This is a genomic window from Pseudomonas sp. FG13 (genome assembly GCF_057809755.1).
Genome location: NZ_JBMDKO010000018.1, coordinates 69,391 through 92,112, shown reverse-complemented (window position 1 = coordinate 92,112; position 22,722 = coordinate 69,391). Strand labels below are relative to the sequence as shown.

Annotated in this window: 21 protein-coding genes; 11 read left to right on the top strand and 10 right to left on the bottom strand. The window is 60.9% G+C overall.

All coding sequences use genetic code 11. The features are described 5' to 3' along the window. Nucleotides 1–132 precede the first annotated feature (132 nt). The 4 genes from ACODTO_RS16315 to sdhC are packed head-to-tail and all read right to left on the bottom strand — an operon-like array spanning nucleotide 133 to nucleotide 3,373. Complete coding sequence (locus ACODTO_RS16315) at nucleotides 133–837, bottom strand: succinate dehydrogenase iron-sulfur subunit (RefSeq protein WP_024780617.1); 705 nt, start codon at nucleotides 835–837, stop codon at nucleotides 133–135. An 11-nt stretch (nucleotides 838–848) separates the two neighbouring features. Continuing rightward, nucleotides 849–2,621, bottom strand: a complete 1,773-nt coding sequence (sdhA, locus tag ACODTO_RS16310) for a succinate dehydrogenase flavoprotein subunit (protein ID WP_489106729.1) — start codon at nucleotides 2,619–2,621, stop codon at nucleotides 849–851. A gap of 3 nt (nucleotides 2,622–2,624) precedes the next feature. After that, nucleotides 2,625–2,993 (bottom strand): succinate dehydrogenase, hydrophobic membrane anchor protein, encoded by a 369-nt coding sequence (gene sdhD / locus ACODTO_RS16305; RefSeq protein ID WP_055137329.1) that lies wholly within the window; start codon nucleotides 2,991–2,993, stop codon nucleotides 2,625–2,627. Beyond that, nucleotides 2,987–3,373, bottom strand: coding sequence for a succinate dehydrogenase, cytochrome b556 subunit (sdhC, locus tag ACODTO_RS16300; protein WP_199275399.1), 387 nt, complete (start codon nucleotides 3,371–3,373; stop codon nucleotides 2,987–2,989). The genes sdhD and sdhC overlap by 7 nt, the downstream gene beginning before the upstream one ends. A gap of 350 nt (nucleotides 3,374–3,723) precedes the next feature. On the opposite strand from sdhC, the gene gltA reads away from it, so the two are divergent. Then, on the top strand, nucleotides 3,724–5,013 hold the full coding sequence (gene gltA / locus ACODTO_RS16295; protein ID WP_041024952.1) for a citrate synthase: 1,290 nt from the start codon (nucleotides 3,724–3,726) through the stop codon (nucleotides 5,011–5,013). A 268-nt stretch (nucleotides 5,014–5,281) separates the two neighbouring features. Here the strand turns inward: gltA and ACODTO_RS16290 are convergent, their stop codons facing one another. The 3 genes from ACODTO_RS16290 to ACODTO_RS16280 all read right to left on the bottom strand — a co-directional run bounded on the left by ACODTO_RS16290 (nucleotide 5,282) and on the right by ACODTO_RS16280 (nucleotide 8,484). Next, a complete protein-coding gene (locus tag ACODTO_RS16290) occupies nucleotides 5,282–6,940 on the bottom strand; it encodes a cation acetate symporter (RefSeq protein ID WP_139649033.1) in 1,659 nt (552 codons plus the stop codon). Continuing rightward, the gene (locus ACODTO_RS16285; RefSeq protein WP_139649032.1) at nucleotides 6,937–7,248 is read right to left on the bottom strand and encodes a DUF485 domain-containing protein; all 312 of its coding nucleotides are present in this window, start codon (nucleotides 7,246–7,248) and stop codon (nucleotides 6,937–6,939) included. Before ACODTO_RS16285 ends, ACODTO_RS16290 begins: the two co-directional genes overlap by 4 nt. Nucleotides 7,249–7,629: 381 nt before the next feature. Next, entirely contained in the window at nucleotides 7,630–8,484 is an 855-nt protein-coding gene (locus tag ACODTO_RS16280; protein WP_041024955.1) for a glycine betaine ABC transporter substrate-binding protein, read from the bottom strand. Nucleotides 8,485–8,857: 373 nt separating this feature from the next. On the opposite strand from ACODTO_RS16280, the gene ACODTO_RS16275 reads away from it, so the two are divergent. Together ACODTO_RS16275 and ACODTO_RS16270 are read left to right on the top strand one after the other, a co-directional pair. After that, the gene (locus ACODTO_RS16275; RefSeq protein ID WP_175385767.1) at nucleotides 8,858–10,156 is read left to right on the top strand and encodes a serine/threonine protein kinase; all 1,299 of its coding nucleotides are present in this window, start codon (nucleotides 8,858–8,860) and stop codon (nucleotides 10,154–10,156) included. 25 nt (nucleotides 10,157–10,181) lie between these two features. Next, complete coding sequence (locus ACODTO_RS16270) at nucleotides 10,182–10,922, top strand: MlaA family lipoprotein (protein WP_217510119.1); 741 nt, start codon at nucleotides 10,182–10,184, stop codon at nucleotides 10,920–10,922. 132 nt (nucleotides 10,923–11,054) lie between these two features. Here ACODTO_RS16270 and ACODTO_RS16265 read toward each other — a convergent pair whose 3' ends face one another. After that, on the bottom strand, nucleotides 11,055–11,969 hold the full coding sequence (locus tag ACODTO_RS16265; protein WP_175385766.1) for a DUF808 domain-containing protein: 915 nt from the start codon (nucleotides 11,967–11,969) through the stop codon (nucleotides 11,055–11,057). Nucleotides 11,970–12,100: 131 nt separating this feature from the next. Between ACODTO_RS16265 and ACODTO_RS16260 the strand changes: the two genes are divergently transcribed. Beyond that, entirely contained in the window at nucleotides 12,101–12,715 is a 615-nt protein-coding gene (locus ACODTO_RS16260) for a TetR/AcrR family transcriptional regulator (RefSeq protein ID WP_139649024.1), read from the top strand. Nucleotides 12,716–12,824: 109 nt separating this feature from the next. On the opposite strand, the gene ACODTO_RS16255 is transcribed toward ACODTO_RS16260, so the two are convergent. Both ACODTO_RS16255 and ACODTO_RS16250 read right to left on the bottom strand, forming a co-directional pair. Beyond that, a complete protein-coding gene (locus tag ACODTO_RS16255) occupies nucleotides 12,825–13,283 on the bottom strand; it encodes an REP-associated tyrosine transposase (RefSeq protein WP_489106728.1) in 459 nt (152 codons plus the stop codon). A gap of 211 nt (nucleotides 13,284–13,494) precedes the next feature. Then, nucleotides 13,495–13,935 (bottom strand): GlcG/HbpS family heme-binding protein, encoded by a 441-nt coding sequence (locus ACODTO_RS16250; RefSeq protein ID WP_139649020.1) that lies wholly within the window; start codon nucleotides 13,933–13,935, stop codon nucleotides 13,495–13,497. Between the two features lie 267 nt (nucleotides 13,936–14,202). On the opposite strand from ACODTO_RS16250, the gene gcl reads away from it, so the two are divergent. The 7 genes from gcl to ACODTO_RS16215 all read left to right on the top strand — a co-directional run bounded on the left by gcl (nucleotide 14,203) and on the right by ACODTO_RS16215 (nucleotide 22,683). After that, entirely contained in the window at nucleotides 14,203–15,978 is a 1,776-nt protein-coding gene (gene gcl, locus ACODTO_RS16245; protein WP_489106727.1) for a glyoxylate carboligase, read from the top strand. A 153-nt stretch (nucleotides 15,979–16,131) separates the two neighbouring features. Next, nucleotides 16,132–16,914 carry a hydroxypyruvate isomerase gene (hyi, locus tag ACODTO_RS16240; protein WP_489106726.1) on the top strand — a complete coding sequence of 261 codons (783 nt, stop codon included), beginning with the start codon at nucleotides 16,132–16,134 and terminating at the stop codon, nucleotides 16,912–16,914. Between the two features lie 183 nt (nucleotides 16,915–17,097). Continuing rightward, a complete protein-coding gene (locus ACODTO_RS16235) occupies nucleotides 17,098–17,988 on the top strand; it encodes a 2-hydroxy-3-oxopropionate reductase (protein ID WP_139649014.1) in 891 nt (296 codons plus the stop codon). Between the two features lie 144 nt (nucleotides 17,989–18,132). Next, the gene (locus ACODTO_RS16230) at nucleotides 18,133–19,413 is read left to right on the top strand and encodes a glycerate kinase type-2 family protein (protein WP_175363172.1); all 1,281 of its coding nucleotides are present in this window, start codon (nucleotides 18,133–18,135) and stop codon (nucleotides 19,411–19,413) included. After that, nucleotides 19,403–20,818 (top strand): pyruvate kinase, encoded by a 1,416-nt coding sequence (gene pyk / locus ACODTO_RS16225; RefSeq protein WP_489106725.1) that lies wholly within the window; start codon nucleotides 19,403–19,405, stop codon nucleotides 20,816–20,818. The genes ACODTO_RS16230 and pyk overlap by 11 nt, the downstream gene beginning before the upstream one ends. 117 nt (nucleotides 20,819–20,935) lie before the next feature. Then, complete coding sequence (locus tag ACODTO_RS16220) at nucleotides 20,936–21,838, top strand: urea transporter (RefSeq protein ID WP_489106724.1); 903 nt, start codon at nucleotides 20,936–20,938, stop codon at nucleotides 21,836–21,838. Nucleotides 21,839–21,858: 20 nt separating this feature from the next. Then, a complete protein-coding gene (locus ACODTO_RS16215) occupies nucleotides 21,859–22,683 on the top strand; it encodes an ion transporter (RefSeq protein WP_139649006.1) in 825 nt (274 codons plus the stop codon). Nucleotides 22,684–22,722 lie beyond the last annotated feature (39 nt).

Below are 22,722 nucleotides of genomic sequence, written 5' to 3'. Positions count from 1 at the left end.
CCTGCTTGTCTCATTTCTTCAAAATAAGAACCGCCGCTTTGTAAGCGGCTGTTCTGGTTATGCTACGACGCGGGTTGAAGCCCGCGCCTTAGCCTCTACGGGTACAGCGGCTCTACGGGTACAGCAGCTGAATCACACGCCGCTTTGCAGCAGCATGTTACGTACGTGACCGATGGCCTTAGTCGGGTTCAGGCCTTTCGGGCAGACGTTGACGCAGTTCATGATCCCGCGGCAGCGGAATACGCTGAACGGGTCATCCAGTGCGGCCAGACGCTCGGACGTCTTGGTGTCACGGCTGTCTGCCAGGAAGCGGTACGCTTGCAGCAGGGCGGCCGGGCCCAGGAACTTGTCCGGGTTCCACCAGAAGGATGGGCACGAGGTCGAGCAGCAAGCGCACAGGATGCACTCGTACAGACCGTCGAGCTTCTCACGCTCTTCCGGGGACTGCAGACGCTCGATGGCCGGAGCCGGCGTGTCGTTCTGCAGGAATGGCTTCACCTTCTCGTATTGCTTGTAGAAGATGCTCATATCGACGACCAGGTCACGAATAACCGGCAAACCTGGCAGCGGACGAACAATCAGCTTGTTGCCCTTTACAACGGCCGACAGTGGCGTGATGCAGGCCAGGCCGTTCTTGCCGTTGATGTTCATGCCATCGGAGCCGCAAACACCCTCGCGGCAGGAACGACGATAGGAGAAACCTTCGTCCTGCTCTTTGATCAGGGCCAGCACGTCCAGCACCATCAGGTCTTTACCACCGGTATCGACCTGGAAATCCTGCATGAACGGCGCAGCGTCCTGATCAGGGTTGTAGCGATAAACACTGACTTGCAACATGGCGGTCACCCTTAATAAGTCCGGACTTTAGGTTCGAAAGTCGGAACAGTCTTCGGCGAGAAGTTCACGGCACGCTTGGCGACGCGTTTTTCACCCGGGAAGTACAGCGTGTGGCACAGCCAGTTTTCGTCGTCACGGTCTTCATAGTCTTCGCGGGCGTGGGCACCACGGGACTCTTTACGCACTTCTGCGGCGATGGCGGTAGCTTCGGCCACTTCCAGCAGGTTCTGCAGTTCCAGCGCTTCGATACGAGCGGTGTTGAACGCCTGTGACTTATCGTTGATCTTCACATTGGCAATTCGTTCACGCAGTTCTGCCAGCTGGGCAATACCCTTCTGCATGTATTCGCCGGTACGGAATACACCGAAGTAGTTCTGCATGCAGCTTTGCAGCTCGCGACGCAGGGTAGCCACGTCTTCGCCATCGGTACGGTTGTTCAGGGCGTTCAGGCGCGACAAGGCTGCATTGATGTCAGCTTCGGTAGCGTCGTCGTATTCGATGCCATCGCTCAGCGCCTTCTCCAGGTGCAGGCCAGCGGCACGACCGAAGACCACCAGGTCGAGCAGCGAGTTGCCGCCCAGACGGTTCGCACCGTGAACCGATACGCACGCCACTTCACCCACTGCGAACAGGCCAGGGATGATTTCGTCCACGCCTTCGGCGTTCTGGGTGATTGCCTGGCCATGGATGTTGGTGGGAACGCCGCCCATCATATAGTGGCAGGTTGGAACCACTGGAACCGGCGCAACGACCGGGTCGACGTGAGCGAAAGTCTTCGACAGTTCGCAGATGCCTGGCAGACGGCTGTGCAGCACTTCCTCGCCCAGGTGGTCGAGTTTGAGCATCACGTGGTCGCCATTCGGGCCACAGCCGTTACCGGCGATGATTTCCTTGACCATCGAACGCGCTACGACGTCACGACCAGCAAGGTCCTTGGCGTTCGGAGCATAACGCTCCATGAAACGCTCGCCGTGCTTGTTGATCAGGTAACCGCCTTCACCGCGGCAACCTTCGGTAACCAGTACACCGGCGCCGGCGATGCCGGTCGGGTGGAACTGCCACATTTCGATGTCTTGTACCGGCACGCCAGCACGCAGGGCCATGCCGACGCCGTCACCGGTGTTGATCAGGGCGTTGGTGGTGGAAGCATAGATACGACCTGCACCGCCGGTCGCCAGTACGGTGGCTTTCGAGCGGATGTAGGTGGTTTCGCCGGTTTCGATGCAGATCGCGATCACACCGACGAAGGCGCCGTCCTGGTTCTTCACCAGGTCTACGGCGTAGTACTCGTTCAGGAACGTGGTACCGGCTTTCAGGTTGCCCTGGTACAGGGTGTGCAGCAGCGCGTGACCGGTACGGTCGGATGCCGCGCAGGTGCGTGCAGCCTGGCCGCCCTTGCCGTAGTCCTTGGACTGACCACCGAACGGACGCTGGTAGATACGGCCGGTTTCGGTACGGGAGAACGGCAGGCCCATGTGGTCCAGCTCGAACACCGCGGCCGGGCCTTCCTGACACATGTATTCGATAGCGTCCTGGTCACCGATGTAGTCGGAACCCTTGACGGTATCGTACATGTGCCAGCGCCAGTCATCGTTCGGGTCGGCCGAAGCGATGGCGCAGGTGATGCCGCCCTGGGCGGAAACAGTGTGCGAACGGGTCGGGAAGACCTTGGTGATCACGGCAGTCTTGTGACCGCCCTGGGCCAGTTGCAGCGCTGCGCGCATGCCGGCACCGCCGCCGCCAATGATGATGGCGTCGAAAGAAATCGTTGGAATGTTAGCCATGGATCAGATACCCCAGAGAATCTGCACGCCCCAGACGAAGTAAGCGAACATCGCAACGCCGCATACTGCCTGGAAGAGGAAACGTACGGCAGTCGCCGACTTGCCCAGAGCCATCGGCGTCAGGTAGTCGGTTGCAATGGTCCACATGCCAACCCAGGCGTGAGCGCCCAGGGCAACGAGAGCCAGCAGACTGAAGATACGCATCGCATTGTGTGCGAACAGACCGTGCCATTGTTCATAGCCAATGCCAGGGTTCGCGGCGAGATAGCCGATCAGAAAGATGAAATAAGCCGCGAGAACGACAGCAGACACGCGCTGCGCCATCCAGTCATAGAGGCCCGAACGCGAAAGATTCGTAACGCTGGTTACCATATCCAAACTCCTGCCAGAACAATCAGCACCACGGAAACGGCGATGATAATTTTCGAGCCCAGGCGGCCGCCTTCCAGCGTCTCACCGATGCCCATATCCATGATCAAGTGGCGCACACCGGCAACCAAGTGATACAGCAGAGCGGACAGGAGGCCCCACGCGACGAACTTGGCCAGTGGACTGGTCAAGCATGCCTTCACCTCGACATAACCTTCCTCGGACCCCAGGGATTTGCCCAATGCATAAAGCATGATGCCAAGGCCCAGGAAGAGGATGATGCCGGAAACGCGGTGAAGAAACGATGTAACGCCGGTGATGGGGAGTTTGATGGTCCTTAGGTCTAGGTTTACAGGTCGTTGGCTTTTCACGGCTTTTTTCACACTGAAGAGCCCCTAAGAATCAGGGCAAAGTTGTTGCGGCGCGCACTGGTCAGGTGCTCACCACCCAGGGAGTGACGACCCCCAGTAAAGCAGGCCCAAAGCCCCTGGCGGTCGGCTGCCGAGTATAGACAGTTAGGTTACTAATGACAACGCGTTCACCTTCCACTGATGGCGCATTGCACAACAGCGGCAAAAGGCGTAAACGGCAGGTAATTTCGAGGAAAAAGTCCGGTTAAAGCCTTCTGGAGCAAGACTTTAGGCAAATTGACATTCGGATTTATCTCACTATAGTGGTGCGGGCCCTGCGTGGGGGGTCTGTCTGATGATTCCAAGCATTAATAGGAGGCCACATGGCTGACAAAAAAGCGCAGTTGATCATCGAGGGCGCAGCCCCCGTCGAGCTGCCCATTTTAACCGGCACCGTTGGTCCCGATGTAATCGACGTTCGCGGCCTGACGGCCACGGGCCGCTTCACCTTCGACCCAGGGTTCATGTCGACCGCTTCGTGCGAGTCGAAGATCACCTACATCGACGGCGACAACGGCATCCTGCTGCACCGCGGCTACCCGATCGAGCAACTGGCTGAAAAATCGGACTACCTGGAAACCTGCTACCTGCTGCTCAACGGCGAGCTTCCGACCGCAGAACAAAAGGCCCAGTTCGTCAGCACCGTGAAAAACCACACCATGGTTCACGAGCAGCTGAAGTCCTTCTTCAACGGCTTCCGTCGCGATGCCCACCCGATGGCCGTCATGTGCGGCGTTGTCGGCGCCCTCTCGGCCTTCTACCACGACTCCCTGGACATCAATAACCCCCAGCATCGCGAAATCTCCGCGGTCCGCCTGGTGGCGAAGATGCCGACCCTGGCGGCGATGGTCTACAAGTACTCCATGGGTCAACCCATGATGTACCCGCGCAACGACCTGTCGTACGCGGAAAACTTCCTGCACATGATGTTCAACACCCCGTGCGAGATCAAACCGATCAGCCCGGTGCTCGCCAAGGCCATGGATCGGATCTTCATCCTCCATGCCGACCACGAGCAGAACGCCTCCACGTCCACCGTGCGTCTGGCCGGCTCGTCGGGTGCCAACCCGTTCGCCTGTATCGCCGCCGGTATCGCGGCACTCTGGGGCCCGGCCCACGGCGGTGCCAACGAAGCGGTACTGACCATGCTCGATGAAATCGGCGATGTCTCGAACATCGACAAGTTCATCGCCAAGGCCAAGGACAAGAACGATCCGTTCAAGCTGATGGGCTTCGGTCACCGGGTCTACAAGAACCGCGACCCACGCGCCACCGTCATGAAGCAGACCTGCGACGAAGTGCTCAAGGAACTGGGGATCAAGAACGATCCGCAACTCGAACTGGCCATGCGCCTGGAAGAGATCGCCCTGACCGACCCGTACTTCATCGAACGCTCGCTGTACCCGAACGTCGACTTCTACTCGGGGATCATCCTCAAGGCGATCGGCATTCCAACCAGCATGTTCACCGTGATCTTCGCCCTGGCGCGGACCGTCGGCTGGATCTCCCACTGGAAGGAAATGCTCTCCAGCCCTTACAAGATCGGCCGTCCACGCCAGTTGTACACCGGCTACGAGTCGCGTGACATCACCAAGCTGGAAGATCGCAAGTAAGTCCTTGCCATAGCATCCTCCAGCTTCACTGAACGGCCCCCGCTTCTTATATACAAGAGCGGGGGCCGTTTTGCTTGAGCCCCCCTGTAGTGACCATTTTGACGCCATCGCGAGCAGGCTCGCTCCCACATTGGAATGCGGTCAGCTGTGGGAGCGAGCCTGCTCGCGATGGCACCAGACCTGATTCCCCTTTCTCCCGGGCACAAAAAAATACCCCAGCCTCTCGACCGGGGTATTTCTTCAAACGCTACGCTTGCTACTTACCGCCTCAGTGATTAACCGCCCCACTCGCCCCCAGGCCAGTCTGCGAACGCACGAACTGCGGGAAAAACAGCGCCCGCTCGTTCTCGGCTTCAGCCGACTTGTCGGTGATGGAGAAGAACCAGATACCGACGAAGGCAATGGCCATCGAGAACAGCGCAGGGTACTCATACGGGTAGATCGGCTTCTCGTGACCCATGATCTGTACCCAGATGGTTGGGCCGAGGATCATCAGGCCCACGGCGCTGACCAGGCCCAGCCAGCCGCCAATCATGGCGCCGCGGGTAGTCAGTTTCTTCCAGTACATCGAAAGCAGCAGCACCGGGAAGTTGCAGCTCGCCGCGATGGAGAACGCCAGGCCCACCATGAACGCGATGTTCTGCTTCTCGAACAGGATGCCCAGGCCGATCGCCAGCACCGCCAGAGCGATGGTGGTGATCTTCGAGACACGGATCTCATCCTTCTCGTTGGCCTTGCCTTTCTTGATCACACTGGCATACAAGTCATGGGACACCGCCGAGGCACCGGCCAGGGTCAGGCCTGCCACAACCGCCAGGATGGTGGCGAACGCCACGGCCGAGATGAAGCCCAGGAACACACTGCCACCCACAGCGTTGGCCAGGTGCACCGCCGCCATGTTGTTACCGCCCAGCAAGGCACCTGCCGCGTCCTTGAAGGCCGGGTTGGTGCTGACCAGCAGGATCGCGCCAAAGCCGATGATGAAGGTCAGGATGTAGAAGTAACCGATGAAACCAGTGGCGTACAGCACGCTCTTGCGCGCTTCCTTGGCGTCACTCACGGTGAAGAAGCGCATCAGGATGTGTGGCAGGCCAGCGGTACCGAACATCAGCGCCAGGCCCAGAGAGAAGGCCGAGACCGGATCCTTCACCAGACCGCCAGGGCTCATGATCGCCTCGCCTTTAGGGTGAACCTTGACCGCCTCGGCAAACAGCATGTTGAAGTCGAAGTTGACGTGCTTCATGACCATCAGCGCCATGAACGAAGCACCGGACAGCAACAGCACTGCCTTGATGATCTGTACCCAGGTGGTCGCCAGCATGCCGCCGAACAGCACATAAAGGCACATCAGGATACCCACCAGCACCACCGCAACGTGGTAGTCCAGGCCGAACAGCAGCTGGATCAGCTTGCCAGCGCCGACCATCTGTGCGATCAGGTAGAACGCCACCACTACCAGCGAACCGCTGGCAGACAAGGTACGGATCTGCTTTTGCCCCAGGCGATAGGACGCCACGTCGGCAAAGGTGTATTTACCCAGGTTACGCAGGCGCTCGGCGATCAGGAACAGAATGATCGGCCAGCCCACCAGGAAGCCGATGGAGTAGATCAGGCCGTCATAGCCGGAAGCGAACACCAGCGCGGAAATCCCCAGGAAGGACGCCGCGGACATGTAGTCACCGGCGATGGCCAGGCCGTTCTGGAAACCGGTGATCCGCCCACCCGCCGCATAGTAGTCGCTGGCCGACTTGCTCCGCTTGGACGCCCAGTAGGTGATGCACAGGGTCAAGCCGACAAACGCCACGAACATGATGATGGCAGAGACGTTGAGGGGCTGTTTCTCCACGGCCCCGGTCAGGGCCTCAGCCGCCCAGGCACCCGGGGCGAACGCTGCGATGCTCAATAGAGCCAGTAGACGCCGGATCATTGTTGAGCCTCCTTGAGAATCGCATTGTTCAGCTCATCGAACTCGCCGTTGGCGCGTCGCACGTAGATAGCGGTCAGGACGAACGCCGAGACAATCAGGCCGACACCGATGGGAATACCCCAGGTGATCGTCGACTCGGGCGTGATCTTGGCCCCGAGAACGTGCGGCCCGTAGGCGATCAGAAGAATGAATCCGGAGTACAGCCCTAGCATGATCGCCGAAAGAATCCAGGCGAACCTTTCTCTTTTTCTCACCAGCTCCTTGAAGCGCGGGCTGTTTTGAATCGAGAGGTAAATGCTGTCGTTCATTGTTTTTATCCTCGCAGCACAATTTAAGATGGAACGACTCTACTCTATGCGGCTCAAGGCGAGGTTCCAGACGACCTTAGTATTAGAACGACATGACGGTTTTGCCAATTTTCAGCAAAAACTATCGCCACCGCACCCTGTGGGAGCGAGCCTCTGTACTTCAGGCTTGGCCCCTTCCTGGATAGCCAGGAGCGAGCCTCTGTGGGAGCAAGGCTTGCCCGCGACGGTATCGCTCCGACATCAAGATCAACCGAGGCGCCTGCATCGCGGGCAAGCCTTGCTCCCACAGGTATGTGTGCAGGATTCGAGTATTGCGTATCGCAAAAAAAAACCGCATGACACGACGTCATGCGGTTTCTGGAGATTGTTAAATCAGGCAGATTACTTGCCAGTCCACTCCTTCACGCGGTCCGGGTGCTTGGCGACCCAGTCCTTGGCAGCAGCTTCAGGTTTGGCGCCTTCCTGGATAGCCAGCATGACTTCGCCGATTTCGTCTTTCGACGACCATTGGAATTTCTTCAGGAATTCAGCCACTTCCGGCGCCTTGGTCGCCAGTTCCTTGCTGCCGATGCTGTTCACGGTTTCAGCTGCACCATAGACGCCTTTCGGGTCTTCCAGGAAGCGCAGTTTCCACTTGGCGAACATCCAGTGCGGAACCCAACCGGTGACGGCAATGGATTCGTTCTTTTTCTCGGCACGGGTCAGCTCGGCAATCATGCCGGCGCCGGAACTGGCCTTGAGTTGATAGCCGGTCAGGTCGTAGTCCTTGATCGCCTGTTCGGTCTTGAGCATCACGCCCGAACCGGCGTCAATGCCAACAATGCGGTTCTTGAAGCTTTCATCGGTCTTCAGATCAGCCACGGACTGAGCCTTGACGTACTCGGGCACGATCAGGCCAATCTTCGCATCTTTGAAGTTGGGGCCGTAATCGACCACCTGATCCTTGTTCTTCGCCCAGTAATCGCCGTGAGTCACCGGCAACCAGGCCGAGAGCATGGCATCGAGCTTGCCGGTGGCCACGCCCTGCCACATGATCCCGGTCGCCACCGCTTGCAGTTTCACGTCATAGCCGAGCTTCTGCTGGATGACTTCCGCCGCTACGTGAGTCGTCGCGACGCTGTCGGACCAGCCGTCAACGTAGCCGATGCTCAGGGTTTTGGTTTCGGCGCTGGCCAGTGTGGAGCTGATCGCCAGTACCAGTGCGGCACCTGCGCCCATGAGTCGTCGCATCTTCATCGTGTACTTCCCCGAAAGTGCTGCGCCCGACGAATGCCGAGCGACGTCAACGTGTTGTTATGGTGCTCAGCGCCCCCATCACGCTCGCCTGCCAAGCCAGTTCGAACATCAGTGGAGTACTGATGCAACGATCATCAACCTGCGACGATCTGGAACCTGATCTGTTAGCGACATCGAAACAGCGAGGAGCGACATCAGAACGCCATCCACGACAAGTGTAGGCAACTAGCCACCAACCACCCACACCGTGTATCGTCCCGTTGCTGCCGACCCCCGACTCAAACCTGTTTCGTGCCGATCATGGCACTTGGTTTCGCTTCAGTGGTCATAGCCTGCGAACCTCATTCGGCACCATCCTCTAAGGGATCCAGTCATGCTCCGTTCCTTGCGCTTCGCTGCCCTCATCGGCGGCCTTATCCTGAGTGCGTCCGCACTGGCGGTGGACATCGACGCCGCCAGTTATGGCTACCCCTTGACCAACCCGTTCGAGGCGACCATTGCGACCACCCCGCCTGACCTGCGCCCCGAGCTGCCCTTGATCGAGGACATCAACCAGGCGGACTACAGCGTCACCCTGCGCCCGGAGCGCGAGTTCATCCTGCCGGACAACTTCTGGCCGGTGAAAAGCCTCACCTACCGCATGGCCACCCAGGACAAACCGGCCCCGCTGATCTTCCTGATCGCCGGTACCGGCGCCCGGTACGACAGCACCCTCAACGAATACCTCAAGCGCCTCTACTATAAGGCCGGCTATCACGTGGTGCAGTTGTCGTCGCCCACCAGTTTCGACTTCATGAGCTCCGCTTCGCGCTTCGCCACCCCGGGCATCACCAAGGAAGATGCCGAAGACATGTACCGGGTCATGCAAGCCGTGCGTGCGCAGCACCCCAAGGTGCCGGTGACCGAGTACTACCTCACCGGCTACAGCCTAGGCGCGCTGGACGCAGCCTTCGTCGCGCACCTGGACGAAACCCGGCGCAGCTTCAACTTCAAGAAAGTGCTGTTGCTGAACCCGCCGGTGAACCTCTATACCTCGGTCACCAACCTGGACAAACTGGTCCAGACCAAGGTCAAGGGCATCAACAGCACCACGACTTTCTATGAAGTGGTGCTGAACAAACTGACCCGCTACTTCCAGCAAAAAGGCTACATCGACCTCAACGATGCCCTCCTTTATGACTTCCAGCAGTCCAAGCAACACTTGAGCAACGAACAGATGGCGATGCTGATCGGCACGTCGTTCCGTTTCTCGGCGGCCGATATCGCCTTCACTTCGGACCTGATCAACCGTCGCGGCCTGATTACCCCGCCCAAGTTCCCGATCACCGAAAGCACCAGCCTGACGCCGTTTCTCAAGCGTGCGCTGCAATGCGATTTCGACTGCTACCTCACCGAACAAGTGATCCCGATGTGGCGCGCGCGGACCGACGGCGGCAGCCTGCTGCAACTGGTCGACCAGGTCAGCCTCTATGCCCTGAAGGATTATCTGCATGAAAGCTCGAAGATCGCCGTGATGCACAACGCCGACGACGTCATCCTCGGCCCCGGCGACCTGGGCTTCCTGCGCAAGACCTTTGGCGACCGCCTGACGGTGTATCCACTGGGCGGCCACTGCGGCAACCTCAATTACCGCGTCAACAGCGACGCCATGCTGGAGTTCTTCCGTGGCTAAATACCTCCTGCTTATCGCTGCGTTAATGGGTGCGGGCGTGGTTCACGCCGATGACAAGCCCACGGTGGATGCCGACGGCTTCAAGGAACCGCTGAGCAAACTCAAGTTCAATCCGGGCCTGGACCAGCGCGAATTCGAGCGCTCGACCCTCAACGCGCTGAACGTCTATGACCCGCTCGAGTCCTGGAACCGTCGCGTCTATCACTTCAACTACCGTTTCGACCAATGGGTATTCCTCCCCGTGGTCGATGGCTACCGCTACGTCACCCCGAGTTTCGTGCGCACCGGGGTCAGCAACTTCTTCAATAACCTGGGGGACGTGCCGAACCTGATGAACAGCCTGCTGCAATTCAAGGGCAAGCGTTCGATGGAGACCACGGCGCGGCTGTTGCTCAACACCACGATCGGCGTCGCCGGCCTGTGGGATCCCGCCACCTCCATGGGCCTGCCGCGCCAGAGCGAAGATTTCGGCCAGACCCTGGGCTTCTACGGCGTGCCCGCCGGCGCCTACTTCGTACTGCCGATCTTCGGCCCTTCCAACCTGCGGGATACTTCGGGGTTGCTGGTGGACTACACCGCCGAGTCAGCGATCAACTTCCTGAACGTCTCGGAAGTCAGCGCCAACCACCCGGAACTGCTGCTCCTGCGCGGCGTGGACAAGCGCTACCAGACCACCTTCCGCTATGGCCAACTGAACTCGCCGTTCGAGTATGAAAAGGTGCGCTACGTGTACACGGAATCGCGCAAGTTGCAGATTGCCGAGTAACAGTCGGCCAAGTGAGATCCCCTGTGGGAGCGAGCCTGCTCGCGATGAGGGCCTGACATTCAACATTTATGTTGCCTGACAGAGCGCTATCGCGAGCAGGCTCGCTCCCACAGTGGTTCCGGGTTGTCAGGTTCAGCCTTTCAGCGCCTTCCAGACCTTGCCCACCACCATCACCCCCGCCAGCACCACCGCTCCCGCGACGATCCCCGCCACCGCATTGAGCAACATCGGCACGATGAACCCGGCCCCGCCGGCACTCGCCGCCGCGGCTTCGATCCAGTGGTGCACCACCGGCACGCCATGGGTGAGGATGCCGCCGCCCACCAGGAACATCGCCGCCGTGCCGATCACCGACAGGCTTTTCATCATGTACGGCGCGGCGCGCAGGATGGCGTCACCGATGCTTCTGGCAACCTGCCCCGGCTTCTGCGTCAGCCACAGCCCCAGGTCATCGAGCTTGACGATCCCGGCCACCAAGCCGTAGACGCCGACGGTCATGACAACAGCAATGCCCGACAGCACAATCACCTGCTGGGTCAGTGGTGCATCGGCGACGGTGCCGAGGGTGATGGCGATGATCTCCGCCGACAGAATGAAATCAGTACGCACCGCGCCCTTGATCTTGTCCTTCTCAAACGCCACCAGGTCCACCGCCGGATCGGCCACGGCCTCGACCAGCTGCGTGTGCTCGGCTTGGTCCTCGGCCGGGCTGTGGAGGAACTTGTGGGCGAGTTTTTCGAACCCCTCGAAACACAGATAGGCGCCACCCACCATCAACAGCGGCGTCACCAGCCACGGCACGAAGGCACTGATAGCCAGGGCCGACGGCACCAGGATCAGCTTGTTGATGAATGAGCCCTTCGCCACGGCCCAAACCACCGGCAGCTCTCGCTCGGCCCGCACGCCGGACACTTGCTGGGCATTGAGCGCCAGATCGTCGCCAAGCACGCCGGCGGTTTTCTTCGCGGCCATCTTGGTCATCAGCGCAACATCGTCGAGCACGGTGGCGATGTCGTCGATCAATACCAGCAAACTGCTTCCAGCCATGGAGGGGCTCCTTGAATGATAATGCCGCGCAGCATACCGCGAGCCGCCGTGCCACGGGGCATTCTTGAGCGTCGCGCGAGGCCGGTGCTACCATGCGCCACCGCCAGAACAGGCAAGGAACCCCTGGGTTTATGAGCACTATCCGCGAGCGCAACAAAGAACTCATCCTGCGTGCCGCCAGCGAGGAATTTGCCGACAAGGGCTTCGCGGCGGCCAAGACCAGCGACATCGCGGCCAAGGCGGGCCTGCCCAAACCCAACGTCTACTACTATTTCAAATCCAAGGAAAACCTCTACCGCGAGGTCCTGGAAAGCATCATCGAGCCGATCCTCCAGGCCTCGACCCCCTTCAACGCCGACGGCGTGCCCGGCGAAGTGCTGAGCCATTATATCCGCTCCAAGATCCGCATTTCCCGCGACCTGCCCTTCGCCTCGAAAGTCTTCGCCAGCGAGATCATGCACGGCGCCCCCCACCTGAGCCCCGACCTGGTGGAACAGCTCAATGCCCAGGCCCGGCACAACATCGACTGTATCCAGACCTGGATCGACCGCGGCCAGATAGCCCCCATCGACCCCAACCACCTGATGTTCAGCATCTGGGCCGCCACCCAGACCTATGCCGACTTCGACTGGCAGATTACTGCCATCACCGGCAAGACGAAGCTGGATGAAGCCGATTATGAAGCGGCGGCGCAGACGATTATCCGGTTGGTGTTGAAGGGGTGTGAGTTGGATCGCCAGGCTTAGCATCGAGTCGCCTTTATGGCGAGCAGGCTCGCTCCCACAGGGTCTGGCTGTATGACTGCTTTCCTTGTGGGAGCGAGCCTGCTCGCGATGGAGGCGACTCAATTCCAAATCAGACCCAGATCGCATCCCACAGTGGATAATCGCCAAACCGCTTGACCAATCCGGCCCGCAAAGGGTTGGCCACGACATACCGCGCGAGCTTGACCAAGTCATCTTCCCGCCGCAGTGCCCGGTCATGGTATCCCTGCTGCCAAAGGCCACCTGATCTCCCAGACCTCTCGTTGACTCCCCTGACACTTAGCGATTTCACCTGACACATCAACGCCCCTAAAGACCCGCGATGCAGCTGAATTAGCCAATGAAAATGGTCGGGCATTACGACGAAAGCCAAGGAGTCTGCGATGCCACATTTCTGTATTTCCCTGAACTGCTGAATAACTATCCTGCCCAAACCATAGTCCTTGAAGACAGGTTCGCGCGCCAATGTGTTGGCTGTCAGCAGATAGATGCGATTTGGCTCTGCATATCGACCAATACGCAGGCGGTGTGAAGCTGAGCGGATAGACATTCCATTGCTTCCTTTGCAGTGAACTCCTGAAAAGGCTAGCGACAGGAATGCAAGATCATGATCAGACTTTTAGCTGGATGTGTCTGGTCGATTGCCTTCGCGAGCAAGCCCGCTCCCACAGGGGTTTCCTGTATGCATACATTTTGTATCCACCACCAACACCTGTGGGAGCGGGCTTGCTCGCGAAGGCGTTCGTCAACTCACCGCCGCATCAAGCAACCACCCCCGCATCCGCCCACAACCCCATTGCCTCCACAGCCCTGACAGCCACCTGCTCATCGACATCCGATAGATCGCCGCTGATACCAACCGCACCCAATACCTGCCCTGCCTGATCCTTGATCAATACCCCACCCGGAACCGGCACGATGCTGCCCTGCCCCAGGCTGTTCAATGCAGCGATGAAGGCGGGGCGCTGTTGGGCGTCCTGGGCCAGCAGGCGTGAGCCTTTGCCCAGGGCAATGGCGCCCCAGGCCTTGCCGATGGCGATCTGCGGACGGAGCAGGCTGGCGCCGTCTTCGCGCTGCAGGGCAATCAGGTGCCCGCCGCTGTCGAGGACCGCGACGGTCAGGGGTGCTGCGTTGATTTCACGACCCGCGACAAGGGCTTGCCCCGCCAGGTTGACGGCGACGTTCAAGGTTAGAGCGCTCATGGATGCTGTCCTTCTTTTGTTGTTGGAAAGCCTTCTGGGTTTCACCTTCAGCAAAACCTCACACAACAAATAGAACACAATACTATTTATTTTTGTATACAATAATTTCCTTAAATCGCCATACGCGACCAAAGCCCCCATGGTTATCGGCCTTCCGACGAATGAAACAGGCACTTGAGGAAAAGGATTGACCTGCACCATTCGCCGTGAATAAACTCGCCGAAAAGCCACTTGTATACAATTACAAAACGTAAGAGGCACAAAACCATGAGCAAAATGAGAGCAATCGAAGCCGCCGTTCTGGTGATGCGCCGTGAAGGCGTGGACACCGCCTTCGGTATTCCGGGTGCCGCGATCAACCCGCTGTATTCCGCCCTACAGAAAGTGGGTGGCATCGATCATGTCCTCGCGCGCCACGTTGAAGGCGCCTCGCACATGGCTGAGGGTTACACCCGCACCAAGGCTGGCAACATCGGCGTCTGCATCGGCACGTCGGGCCCGGCCGGCACCGACATGGTCACCGGGCTCTACAGCGCCTCGGCCGACTCGATCCCAATCCTGTGCATCACCGGGCAGGCTCCCCGCGCCCGCCTGCACAAGGAAGACTTCCAAGCGGTGGACATCACCAGCATCGTCAAACCGGTGACCAAGTGGGCCACCACCGTCCTGGAACCGGGCCAGGTGCCCTATGCGTTTCAGAAGGCGTTCTTTGAGATGCGCTCCGGCCGCCCCGGCCCGGTATTGATTGACCTGCCCTTCGACGTGCAGATGGCGGAAATCGAGTTCGACATCGACACCTACCAGCCGCTGCCGCTGGCCAAGCCTGCGGCCAACCGTGCGCAGGTCGAGAAAGCCCTGGCGATGCTCGATCAGGCCGAACGCCCTTTGCTCGTGGCCGGTGGCGGTATCATCAACGCCGATGCCAGCGAGCTGCTGGTGGAATTCGCCGAGCTGACCGGTATCCCGGTGATCCCCACGCTGATGGGCTGGGGCACAATTGCGGATGACCACCCGCTGATGGTCGGCATGGTCGGCCTGCAGACATCCCACCGCTACGGCAACGCGACGCTGCTCAAGTCGGACCTGGTGCTGGGTGTCGGCAACCGCTGGGCCAACCGCCACACCGGTTCGGTGGATGTCTACACCGAAGGTCGTCGGTTCATTCACGTGGACATCGAACCGACCCAGATCGGCCGCGTGTTCACCCCGGACCTGGGCATCGTCTCCGACGCCGCTTCGGCACTGACGGTGTTCATCGAAGTCGCCCGTGAATGGCAGGCCGCCGGCAAACTGAAGAACCGCAGCGCCTGGCTGCAGGACTGCCAGCAGCGCAAGGCCAGCCTGCAACGCAAGACGCATTTCGACAACGTGCCGGTCAAGCCCCAGCGCGTGTACGAAGAAATGAACCAGGTGTTCGGCAAGGACACTTGCTACGTCAGCACCATCGGCCTGTCGCAGATCGCCGGGGCGCAGTTCCTGCACGTCTACAAGCCACGCCACTGGATCAACTGCGGCCAGGCCGGTCCGTTGGGCTGGACCATTCCCGCTGCGCTGGGGGTGGTCAAGGCCGATCCGAGCCGCAAGGTCGTGGCCTTGTCGGGGGACTACGACTTCCAGTTCATGATCGAAGAACTGGCCGTGGGTGCGCAGTTCAAACTGCCGTACATGCACGTCGTGGTGAACAACTCCTACCTGGGCCTGATTCGCCAGGCACAACGCGGGTTCGACATGGACTACTGCGTACAGCTGTCCTTCGACAACCTCAACGCGCCGGAACTCAACGGCTATGGGGTGGACCACGTCGCCGTCGCCGAGGGCCTGGGTTGCAAGGCGCTGCGGGTGTTCGAACCGTCCGCCATCCAGCCGGCGTTGCGCAAGGCCCAGGAAATGATCGAGGAGTTCCGGGTGCCGGTGATCGTCGAGGTCATCCTGGAGCGGGTGACCAATATTTCCATGGGCACCGAGATCAACGCCGTCAGCGAATTCGAAGACCTGGCACTGGTGGGCAACGACGCGCCGACGGCCATTTCGTTGCTCGATTGACCCTGTGGGAGCGGGCTCGTGTGGGAGCAAGGCTTGCCCGCGATGTAGGCGCCTCGGTTCATCTTGATACCGAGGCGATGTTATCGCGGGCAAGCCTTGCTCCCACAGAGGCCCATTCTCACAACGGCTTCAGAATATTCATAGGAGACTGTCATGCCGCGTTTCGCCGCCAACCTGTCCATGCTGTTTACCGAGCAGGATTTCCTCGCCCGTTTCGAAGCGGCCGCCAAGGCCGGTTTCACGGGTGTCGAATACCTGTTCCCCTACGACTACAGCTCCGCCGAACTCAAGGCCCTGCTCGACGCCAACGGCCTGACCCAAGTGCTGTTCAACCTGCCGGCCGGTGACTGGGCCAAGGGCGAACGTGGCATTGCCTGCCTGCCGGACCGGGTCGAGGAGTTCCGCGCCGGTGTCGATCTGGCGATCGCCTACGCCCAGGTGCTGGGCAACACCCAGGTCAACTGCCTGGCCGGGATCTGCCCGCACAGTTGCGACGAAGCCCTGGTGCGCAAAACCTTCGTCGCCAACCTGAAGTACGCCGCCGAGAAGCTGCAAGCCAAGGGCATCAAGTTGGTGATGGAAGCCATCAATACCCGCGACATCCCCGGCTTCTACCTGAACAACACCGCCCAGGCACTGTCGATCCGCGAGCAGGTGGGCAGCACCAATCTGTTCCTGCAGTACGACATCTACCACATGCAGATCATGGAAGGAGACCTGGCCCGGACCCTGTCGGCGCACCTGGGCGAGATCAACCATGTGCAACTGGCGGACAACCCGGGGCGCAACGAGCCGGGCACCGGCGAGATCAACTATCGCTTCCTGTTCGAACACCTGGACCGCATCGGTTACTCCGGTTGGGTCGGCTGCGAATACAAGCCGTTGACCACCACCGAAGCAGGCCTGAACTGGCTGAAAACCCATAACGCGATCTGAAATGCACTCCTGTGGGAGCGGGCCCGTGTGGGAGCAAGGCTTGCCCGCGATGCAGGCACCTCGGTTCATCCTGGTACCGAGCCGATGTTATCGCGGGCAAGCCTTGCTCCCACAGAAGCTCGCTCCCACATAAAAGCAGTTCTTCATTTGCCTGAAGCAGCAACAAAACAAGAGGATTCTCCCATGGCTAAAATCGGATTCATCGGCACCGGCATCATGGGTCACCCCATGGCACTGAACCTGCAAAAGGCCGGGCACAGCCTGTTCCTGTCCCAACATCACGACCCGGCTCCCGCCGATCTGCTGGCCGGCGGCGCGGTGGCCCTGGCCAACCCGAAGGAAGTCGCCCAGGAAGCCGAGTTCATCATCGTCATGGTCCCGGACACGCCCCAGGTCGATGACGTGCTGTTCCGCGCCGACGGCGTCGCGGCGGGCGTGGGTTCGGGCAAGGTGGTGATCGACATGAGTTCGATCTCCCCCACCGCCACCAAGGCATTCGCAGCGAAGATCAATGAGAAAGGCGCGCAGTATCTCGATGCCCCGGTGTCCGGTGGCGAAGTCGGCGCCAAGGCCGCAACCCTGAGCATCATGGTCGGTGGTGACAGCAGCGCGTTTGAACGCGCCCTGCCGCTGTTCCAGGCCATGGGCAAGAACATCACCCTGGTGGGCGGCAACGGCGACGGCCAGACCGCCAAGGTCGCCAACCAGATCATCGTCGCGCTGAACATCCAGGCCGTGGCCGAAGCCCTGTTGTTCGCGTCGAAGAACGGCGCCGATCCGGCCAAGGTCCGCGAAGCGCTGATGGGTGGTTTTGCTTCGTCGAAGATTCTGGAAGTGCACGGCGAGCGCATGATCAAAGGCACCTTCGATCCGGGCTTCCGCATCAGCCTGCACCAGAAGGACCTGAACCTGGCCCTGCAAGGTGCACGGGAACTGAACATCAACCTGCCCAACACCGCCAACGCCCAGCAAGTGTTCAGCACCTGCGCAGCCATCGGCGGCAGTAACTGGGATCACTCGGCGCTGATCAAGGGGTTGGAACACATGGCGAATTTCTCGATTCGCGATAACTGAGCCCGGTGTTTCCCTGTGGGAGCGAGCCTGCTCGCGATGGCTGTTTCACAGTCGATAAGGCTGTGTCTGAAGCATCGCTATCGCGAGCAGGCTCGCTCCCACAGAAGATCGCATCAATCCAATAATAAGAATCGGGAGCCCGCCATGTCGGTCGATCCGCAACAATTGCTCCGCGAGCTGTTTGCCGCAGCCATCGACGCGGCCCATCCGCAGCACGTCCTTGAACAGTATCTGCCAGCCGACCGCAGCGGCCGGGTGATTGTCATCGGCGCCGGCAAGGCCGCCGCCGCGATGGCGCAGGTAGTCGAGCGTTGCTGGCAGGGCGAGGTCAGCGGCCTGGTGGTGACCCGCTACGGCCATGGCGCGCCTTGCCAGAAAATCGAGGTGGTGGAAGCCGCCCACCCCGTACCTGACGCGGCCGGCCTGGCAGTGGCCGAACGGGTGCTGGCGTTAGTCAGCAACCTGACGGAAGACGACCGGGTGATCTTCCTGTTGTCCGGCGGTGGCTCGGCGTTGCTGGCGCTGCCGGCGGCCGGCATCACCCTGGCCGACAAGCAGGCGATCAACAAAGCCTTGCTCAAATCCGGCGCCACCATCGGCGAGATGAACTGCGTGCGCAAGCACCTTTCGGCAATCAAGGGCGGACGCCTGGGCAAGGCCTGCTGGCCAGCGACGGTCTACACCTATGCGATTTCCGATGTGCCGGGCGACCTCGCCACCGTCATCGCATCCGGCCCCACCGTGGCCGACCCCAGCACATCGGCCGAAGCCCTGGCGATCCTCCAGCGCTACGGCATCGAGGTCCCGGCGTCGGTGCACGCCTGGCTGCGCAGCGCGGAGTCGGAAACCGTCAAGCCCGGCGACCCGAGCCTGGCCCGCAGTCATTTCCAATTGATCGCCCGCCCCCAGCAATCCCTGGAAGCGGCTGCGGTGAAAGCCCGCCAGGCCGGTTTCAGCCCGCTGATCCTTGGCGACCTGGAGGGCGAGTCGCGGGAAGTGGCGAAAGTCCATGCCGGCATCGCCCGGCAAATCGCCCGGTACGGCCAGCCCCTGGCGGCACCGTGCGTGATCCTGTCCGGCGGCGAAACCACGGTGACCGTGCGCGGCCACGGCCGAGGCGGTCGCAATGCCGAATTCCTGTTGAGCCTGACCGACAACCTCAAGGGCCACCCCGGTATTTATGCACTGGCCGGCGACACCGACGGCATCGACGGTTCCGAAGACAACGCTGGCGCCATCATGACCCCAGGCAGCTACCGCCGCGCCGCCGAGCTGGGCCTGAGCGCCAGCGACGAGCTGGACAACAACAACGGCTACGGCTATTTCGCCGCGCTGGATGGGTTGATCGTCACCGAGCCGACCCGCACCAACGTCAACGACTTCCGCGCCATCCTGATACTCGAGAACCCCACCCATGACGCCTGACAAAAAGGTCAAGATCCTCGCCACCCTCGGCCCCGCCACCCGCGGGATCGACGACATCCATGAGCTGGTGCGGGCCGGGGTGAACATCTTCCGCCTGAACTTCAGCCACGGCGATCACGCCGACCATGCCCGGCGCTACCAGTGGATTCGCGAAGTGGAGCAGCGGCTCAACTATCCGCTGGGTATCCTGATGGACCTGCAAGGCCCGAAACTGCGGGTCGGCAGATTCGCTGACGGCAAGGTCCTGCTGCAACGCGGCCAGGCCCTGCGCCTGGACCTGGACCCAACGCCCGGCGATCAACGCCGGGTCAACCTGCCCCACCCGGAAATCATCGCGGCCCTGGAGCCGGGCATGGAACTGTTGCTGGATGACGGCAAGCTGCGCCTGCGGGTGACTGCCCGGCATAGCGATGCCATCGACACCGAAGTGCTCAACGGTGGCGAACTGTCGGACCGCAAAGGCGTAAACGTGCCCCAAGCGGTACTCGACCTGAGCCCTCTGACCGCCAAGGACCGTCGCGACCTGAGCTTCGGCCTGGAATTGGGCGTGGACTGGGTGGCGCTGTCGTTCGTCCAACGTCCCGAAGACATCCGCGAAGCCCGTGCACTGATTGGCGACAAGGCGTTCCTGATGGCCAAGATCGAGAAACCGTCGGCGGTGGCCCAACTGCGGGAAATCGCCGAGTTGAGCGACGCGATCATGGTTGCTCGTGGCGACCTGGGCGTTGAAGTGCCGGCCGAGAGCGTGCCGCAGATCCAGAAGAACATCATCGGCACCTGCCGCGCCCTCGGCAAACCGGTAGTGGTGGCGACCCAGATGCTGGAGTCGATGCGCTTCTCCCCGGCCCCCACCCGAGCCGAGGTCACCGACGTCGCCAACGCCGTGGCAGAAGGCGCCGATGCGGTGATGCTGTCGGCGGAAACCGCGTCGGGCGACTACCCCCTCGAAGCCGTGCAGGTGATGAGCAAGATCATCCGCCAGGTCGAAAACGGCCCGGATTACCAGGCCCAACTGGACGTCAGCCGACCGAAAGCCGAGGCCACGGTGTCGGACGCCATCAGTTGCGCGATCCGTCGCATCAGCAACGTCCTGCCGGTGGCGGTGCTGGTGAACTACAGCGAATCGGGCAGCTCCAGCCTGCGAGCCGCGCGGGAACGGCCGACGGTGCCGATCCTCAACCTTACGCCGAACCTTCAAGCCGCCCGCCGCTTGACGGTGGCCTGGGGCGTGCACTCCGTGGTCAATGATCGGCTGCGGCAGGTGGATGAAGTATGTTCCACCGCCCTGGAAATTGCCCAGGCCCAAGGCATGGCGCAACGCGGCGATACGCTGTTGATCACGGCGGGCGTGCCGTTCGGGCAGCCGGGGTCGACCAATTCGTTGCGCATCGAGACGTTGATCTAGCGCTTGTACGGACCCCATCGCGAGCAGGCTCGCTCCCACAGGGATTGCGTCGCTCTTTGTGGGAGCGAGCCTGCTCGCGATGGGCTCGACTCGATCCATCAGACATACCACCCAGCCATGCCCAATACCCACTGCCCCGACTGGGCCACCGCCCTGCTCAACGGCTTCAGCCAGATCTTCCTCCAACGTCATCCGCTGTGCGGCCTGTTGTGCCTGCTGGCGATCCTGTTCAGCGCGCCGGCTCTGTTCGGGTGGGCGTTGCTGGGCGGCGTGGCCGGGCTACTCACGGCCCAGCGACGCGATTACCCCAAGGCGGATCGCCAGGCCGGGCTGTTCAGCTACAACGGCATCCTGCTGGGGTTGCTGTCGGGCCTGGTCTTGCCCTGGTCCGTCTTACTGCCGCCGCTGATCATCGCGGGCGGCGGCCTCAGTGCGATGCTGACCCAGCAATGGCTCAAGCGCACCCGTGGCCCGCGCTGCCTGCCCGCCTACACAGCGCCCTTCGTGGGGCTGGGCTGGTTGCTGCTGGGATTCGCCCCGCTGCATCCGCCCCCACTGACAGTCGAACTGACAATGCCCAACCTGCTCACCGGTTGCTTGAATGGATTGGGCCAGATCGTGTTTCTCGACCAACCGTTGGCCGGAGCGCTGATTGCGACCGGCCTGCTGCTGACCAACCCTCGCGCCGCACGCTGGGCATTGTTCGGTTCCGTTGCCGGCCTGGCCTTCGCCTTGTTGCATCATGAGAATGCAGCCGCCCTGTCAGGGCTGGCTGGCTATAACCCGGCCCTGGTGGCGCTGGCGCTCGGCCAAACGCGACGCTCACCCTGGCTGCCGCTCGCGGGCATCCTCCTGGCGATACTGCTCACACCCGGGTTCGCCGCCCTCGGCCTGGCACCGCTGACCGCCCCTTTCATCCTCGCCGGCTGGCTGGTCCGCGCCACGATTCGAACGTGGCACCCAGCCAGACGCAACACCGCGCCTTGCGCTCTGCGGGGCTATCGCCCTAGGCTTCGCTGACTCTGAATCAGGCGAAGGTTATGGACAGCACCGACAATTGGCGTAAACGCCTCTACATCATGATTTTCCAGACCGACACCGTGGCCGGTCGACGCTTCGACAGTACGCTGCTGTTGATCATCCTTGCCAGCCTGGTGATCGTGATGCTCGACAGCATCGACAGCGTGCACAAGAACTACGCGGGCGTGTTGGCCGGGATCGAATGGGGTTTCACCTTCGTCTTCATCGTCGAGTACGGCCTGCGCCTGTATTGCTCGCCCAAGCCCCTGCGCTATGCGTTCAGTTTCTACGGCCTGGTGGATCTGCTGGCGATCGTGCCGGGTATCCTGGCGCTGTATTACAGCGATGCCCAGTACCTGCTGATCATTCGGATCATCCGGATGCTGCGGATCTTCCGGGTGCTCAAGCTCAGCCCTTACCTGAAGCAAGCCAATTACCTGATGGCGGCGCTGCGAGGCAGCAAGCAGAAGATCATCGTGTTCCTGGTCAGCGTCTCCACCCTGGTGACGGTGTTCGGCACGCTGATGTACGTCATCGAAGGCCCGGCGCATGGCTTCACCAGCATTCCCAAGGGCATCTACTGGGCGATCGTGACGCTGACCACCGTGGGCTTCGGCGATATCGTGCCCAAGACGCCCTTGGGCCAGGTGGTTTCATCCCTGGTGATGATCACCGGTTACTCGATCATCGCGGTGCCCACCGGTATCTTCACCGCGGAACTGGCCACCGCCATGCGCGGTGACCAACTTAATCACGATTGCCCGGTGTGCAGTAAAAACAGCCATGAACAGGCAGCGGCTTTCTGCTCCCGTTGTGGCAACGCGCTGTTTAAGAAATTGGAATAAGCAAAGTACTTTTAAATGCTTGAAGACCTATGAGCTTGC

Excerpts from the sequence above, each read along its gene's own strand:
- ACODTO_RS16315 (WP_024780617.1), bottom strand. The coding sequence starts at position 837 with ATGTTGCAAGTCAGTGTTTATCGCTACAACCCTGATCAGGACGCTGCG.
- sdhA (WP_489106729.1), bottom strand. The coding sequence starts at position 2,621 with ATGGCTAACATTCCAACGATTTCTTTCGACGCCATCATCATTGGCGGC.
- sdhD (WP_055137329.1), bottom strand. The coding sequence starts at position 2,993 with ATGGTAACCAGCGTTACGAATCTTTCGCGTTCGGGCCTCTATGACTGG.
- gltA (WP_041024952.1), top strand. The coding sequence starts at position 3,724 with ATGGCTGACAAAAAAGCGCAGTTGATCATCGAGGGCGCAGCCCCCGTC.
- ACODTO_RS16290 (WP_139649033.1), bottom strand. The coding sequence starts at position 6,940 with ATGATCCGGCGTCTACTGGCTCTATTGAGCATCGCAGCGTTCGCCCCG.
- ACODTO_RS16285 (WP_139649032.1), bottom strand. The coding sequence starts at position 7,248 with ATGAACGACAGCATTTACCTCTCGATTCAAAACAGCCCGCGCTTCAAG.
- ACODTO_RS16280 (WP_041024955.1), bottom strand. The coding sequence starts at position 8,484 with ATGAAGATGCGACGACTCATGGGCGCAGGTGCCGCACTGGTACTGGCG.
- ACODTO_RS16275 (WP_175385767.1), top strand. The coding sequence starts at position 8,858 with ATGCTCCGTTCCTTGCGCTTCGCTGCCCTCATCGGCGGCCTTATCCTG.
- ACODTO_RS16270 (WP_217510119.1), top strand. The coding sequence starts at position 10,182 with ATGGGTGCGGGCGTGGTTCACGCCGATGACAAGCCCACGGTGGATGCC.
- ACODTO_RS16265 (WP_175385766.1), bottom strand. The coding sequence starts at position 11,969 with ATGGCTGGAAGCAGTTTGCTGGTATTGATCGACGACATCGCCACCGTG.
- ACODTO_RS16260 (WP_139649024.1), top strand. The coding sequence starts at position 12,101 with ATGAGCACTATCCGCGAGCGCAACAAAGAACTCATCCTGCGTGCCGCC.
- ACODTO_RS16255 (WP_489106728.1), bottom strand. The coding sequence starts at position 13,283 with ATGTCTATCCGCTCAGCTTCACACCGCCTGCGTATTGGTCGATATGCA.
- ACODTO_RS16250 (WP_139649020.1), bottom strand. The coding sequence starts at position 13,935 with ATGAGCGCTCTAACCTTGAACGTCGCCGTCAACCTGGCGGGGCAAGCC.
- gcl (WP_489106727.1), top strand. The coding sequence starts at position 14,203 with ATGAGCAAAATGAGAGCAATCGAAGCCGCCGTTCTGGTGATGCGCCGT.
- hyi (WP_489106726.1), top strand. The coding sequence starts at position 16,132 with ATGCCGCGTTTCGCCGCCAACCTGTCCATGCTGTTTACCGAGCAGGAT.
- ACODTO_RS16235 (WP_139649014.1), top strand. The coding sequence starts at position 17,098 with ATGGCTAAAATCGGATTCATCGGCACCGGCATCATGGGTCACCCCATG.
- ACODTO_RS16230 (WP_175363172.1), top strand. The coding sequence starts at position 18,133 with ATGTCGGTCGATCCGCAACAATTGCTCCGCGAGCTGTTTGCCGCAGCC.
- pyk (WP_489106725.1), top strand. The coding sequence starts at position 19,403 with ATGACGCCTGACAAAAAGGTCAAGATCCTCGCCACCCTCGGCCCCGCC.
- ACODTO_RS16220 (WP_489106724.1), top strand. The coding sequence starts at position 20,936 with ATGCCCAATACCCACTGCCCCGACTGGGCCACCGCCCTGCTCAACGGC.
- ACODTO_RS16215 (WP_139649006.1), top strand. The coding sequence starts at position 21,859 with ATGGACAGCACCGACAATTGGCGTAAACGCCTCTACATCATGATTTTC.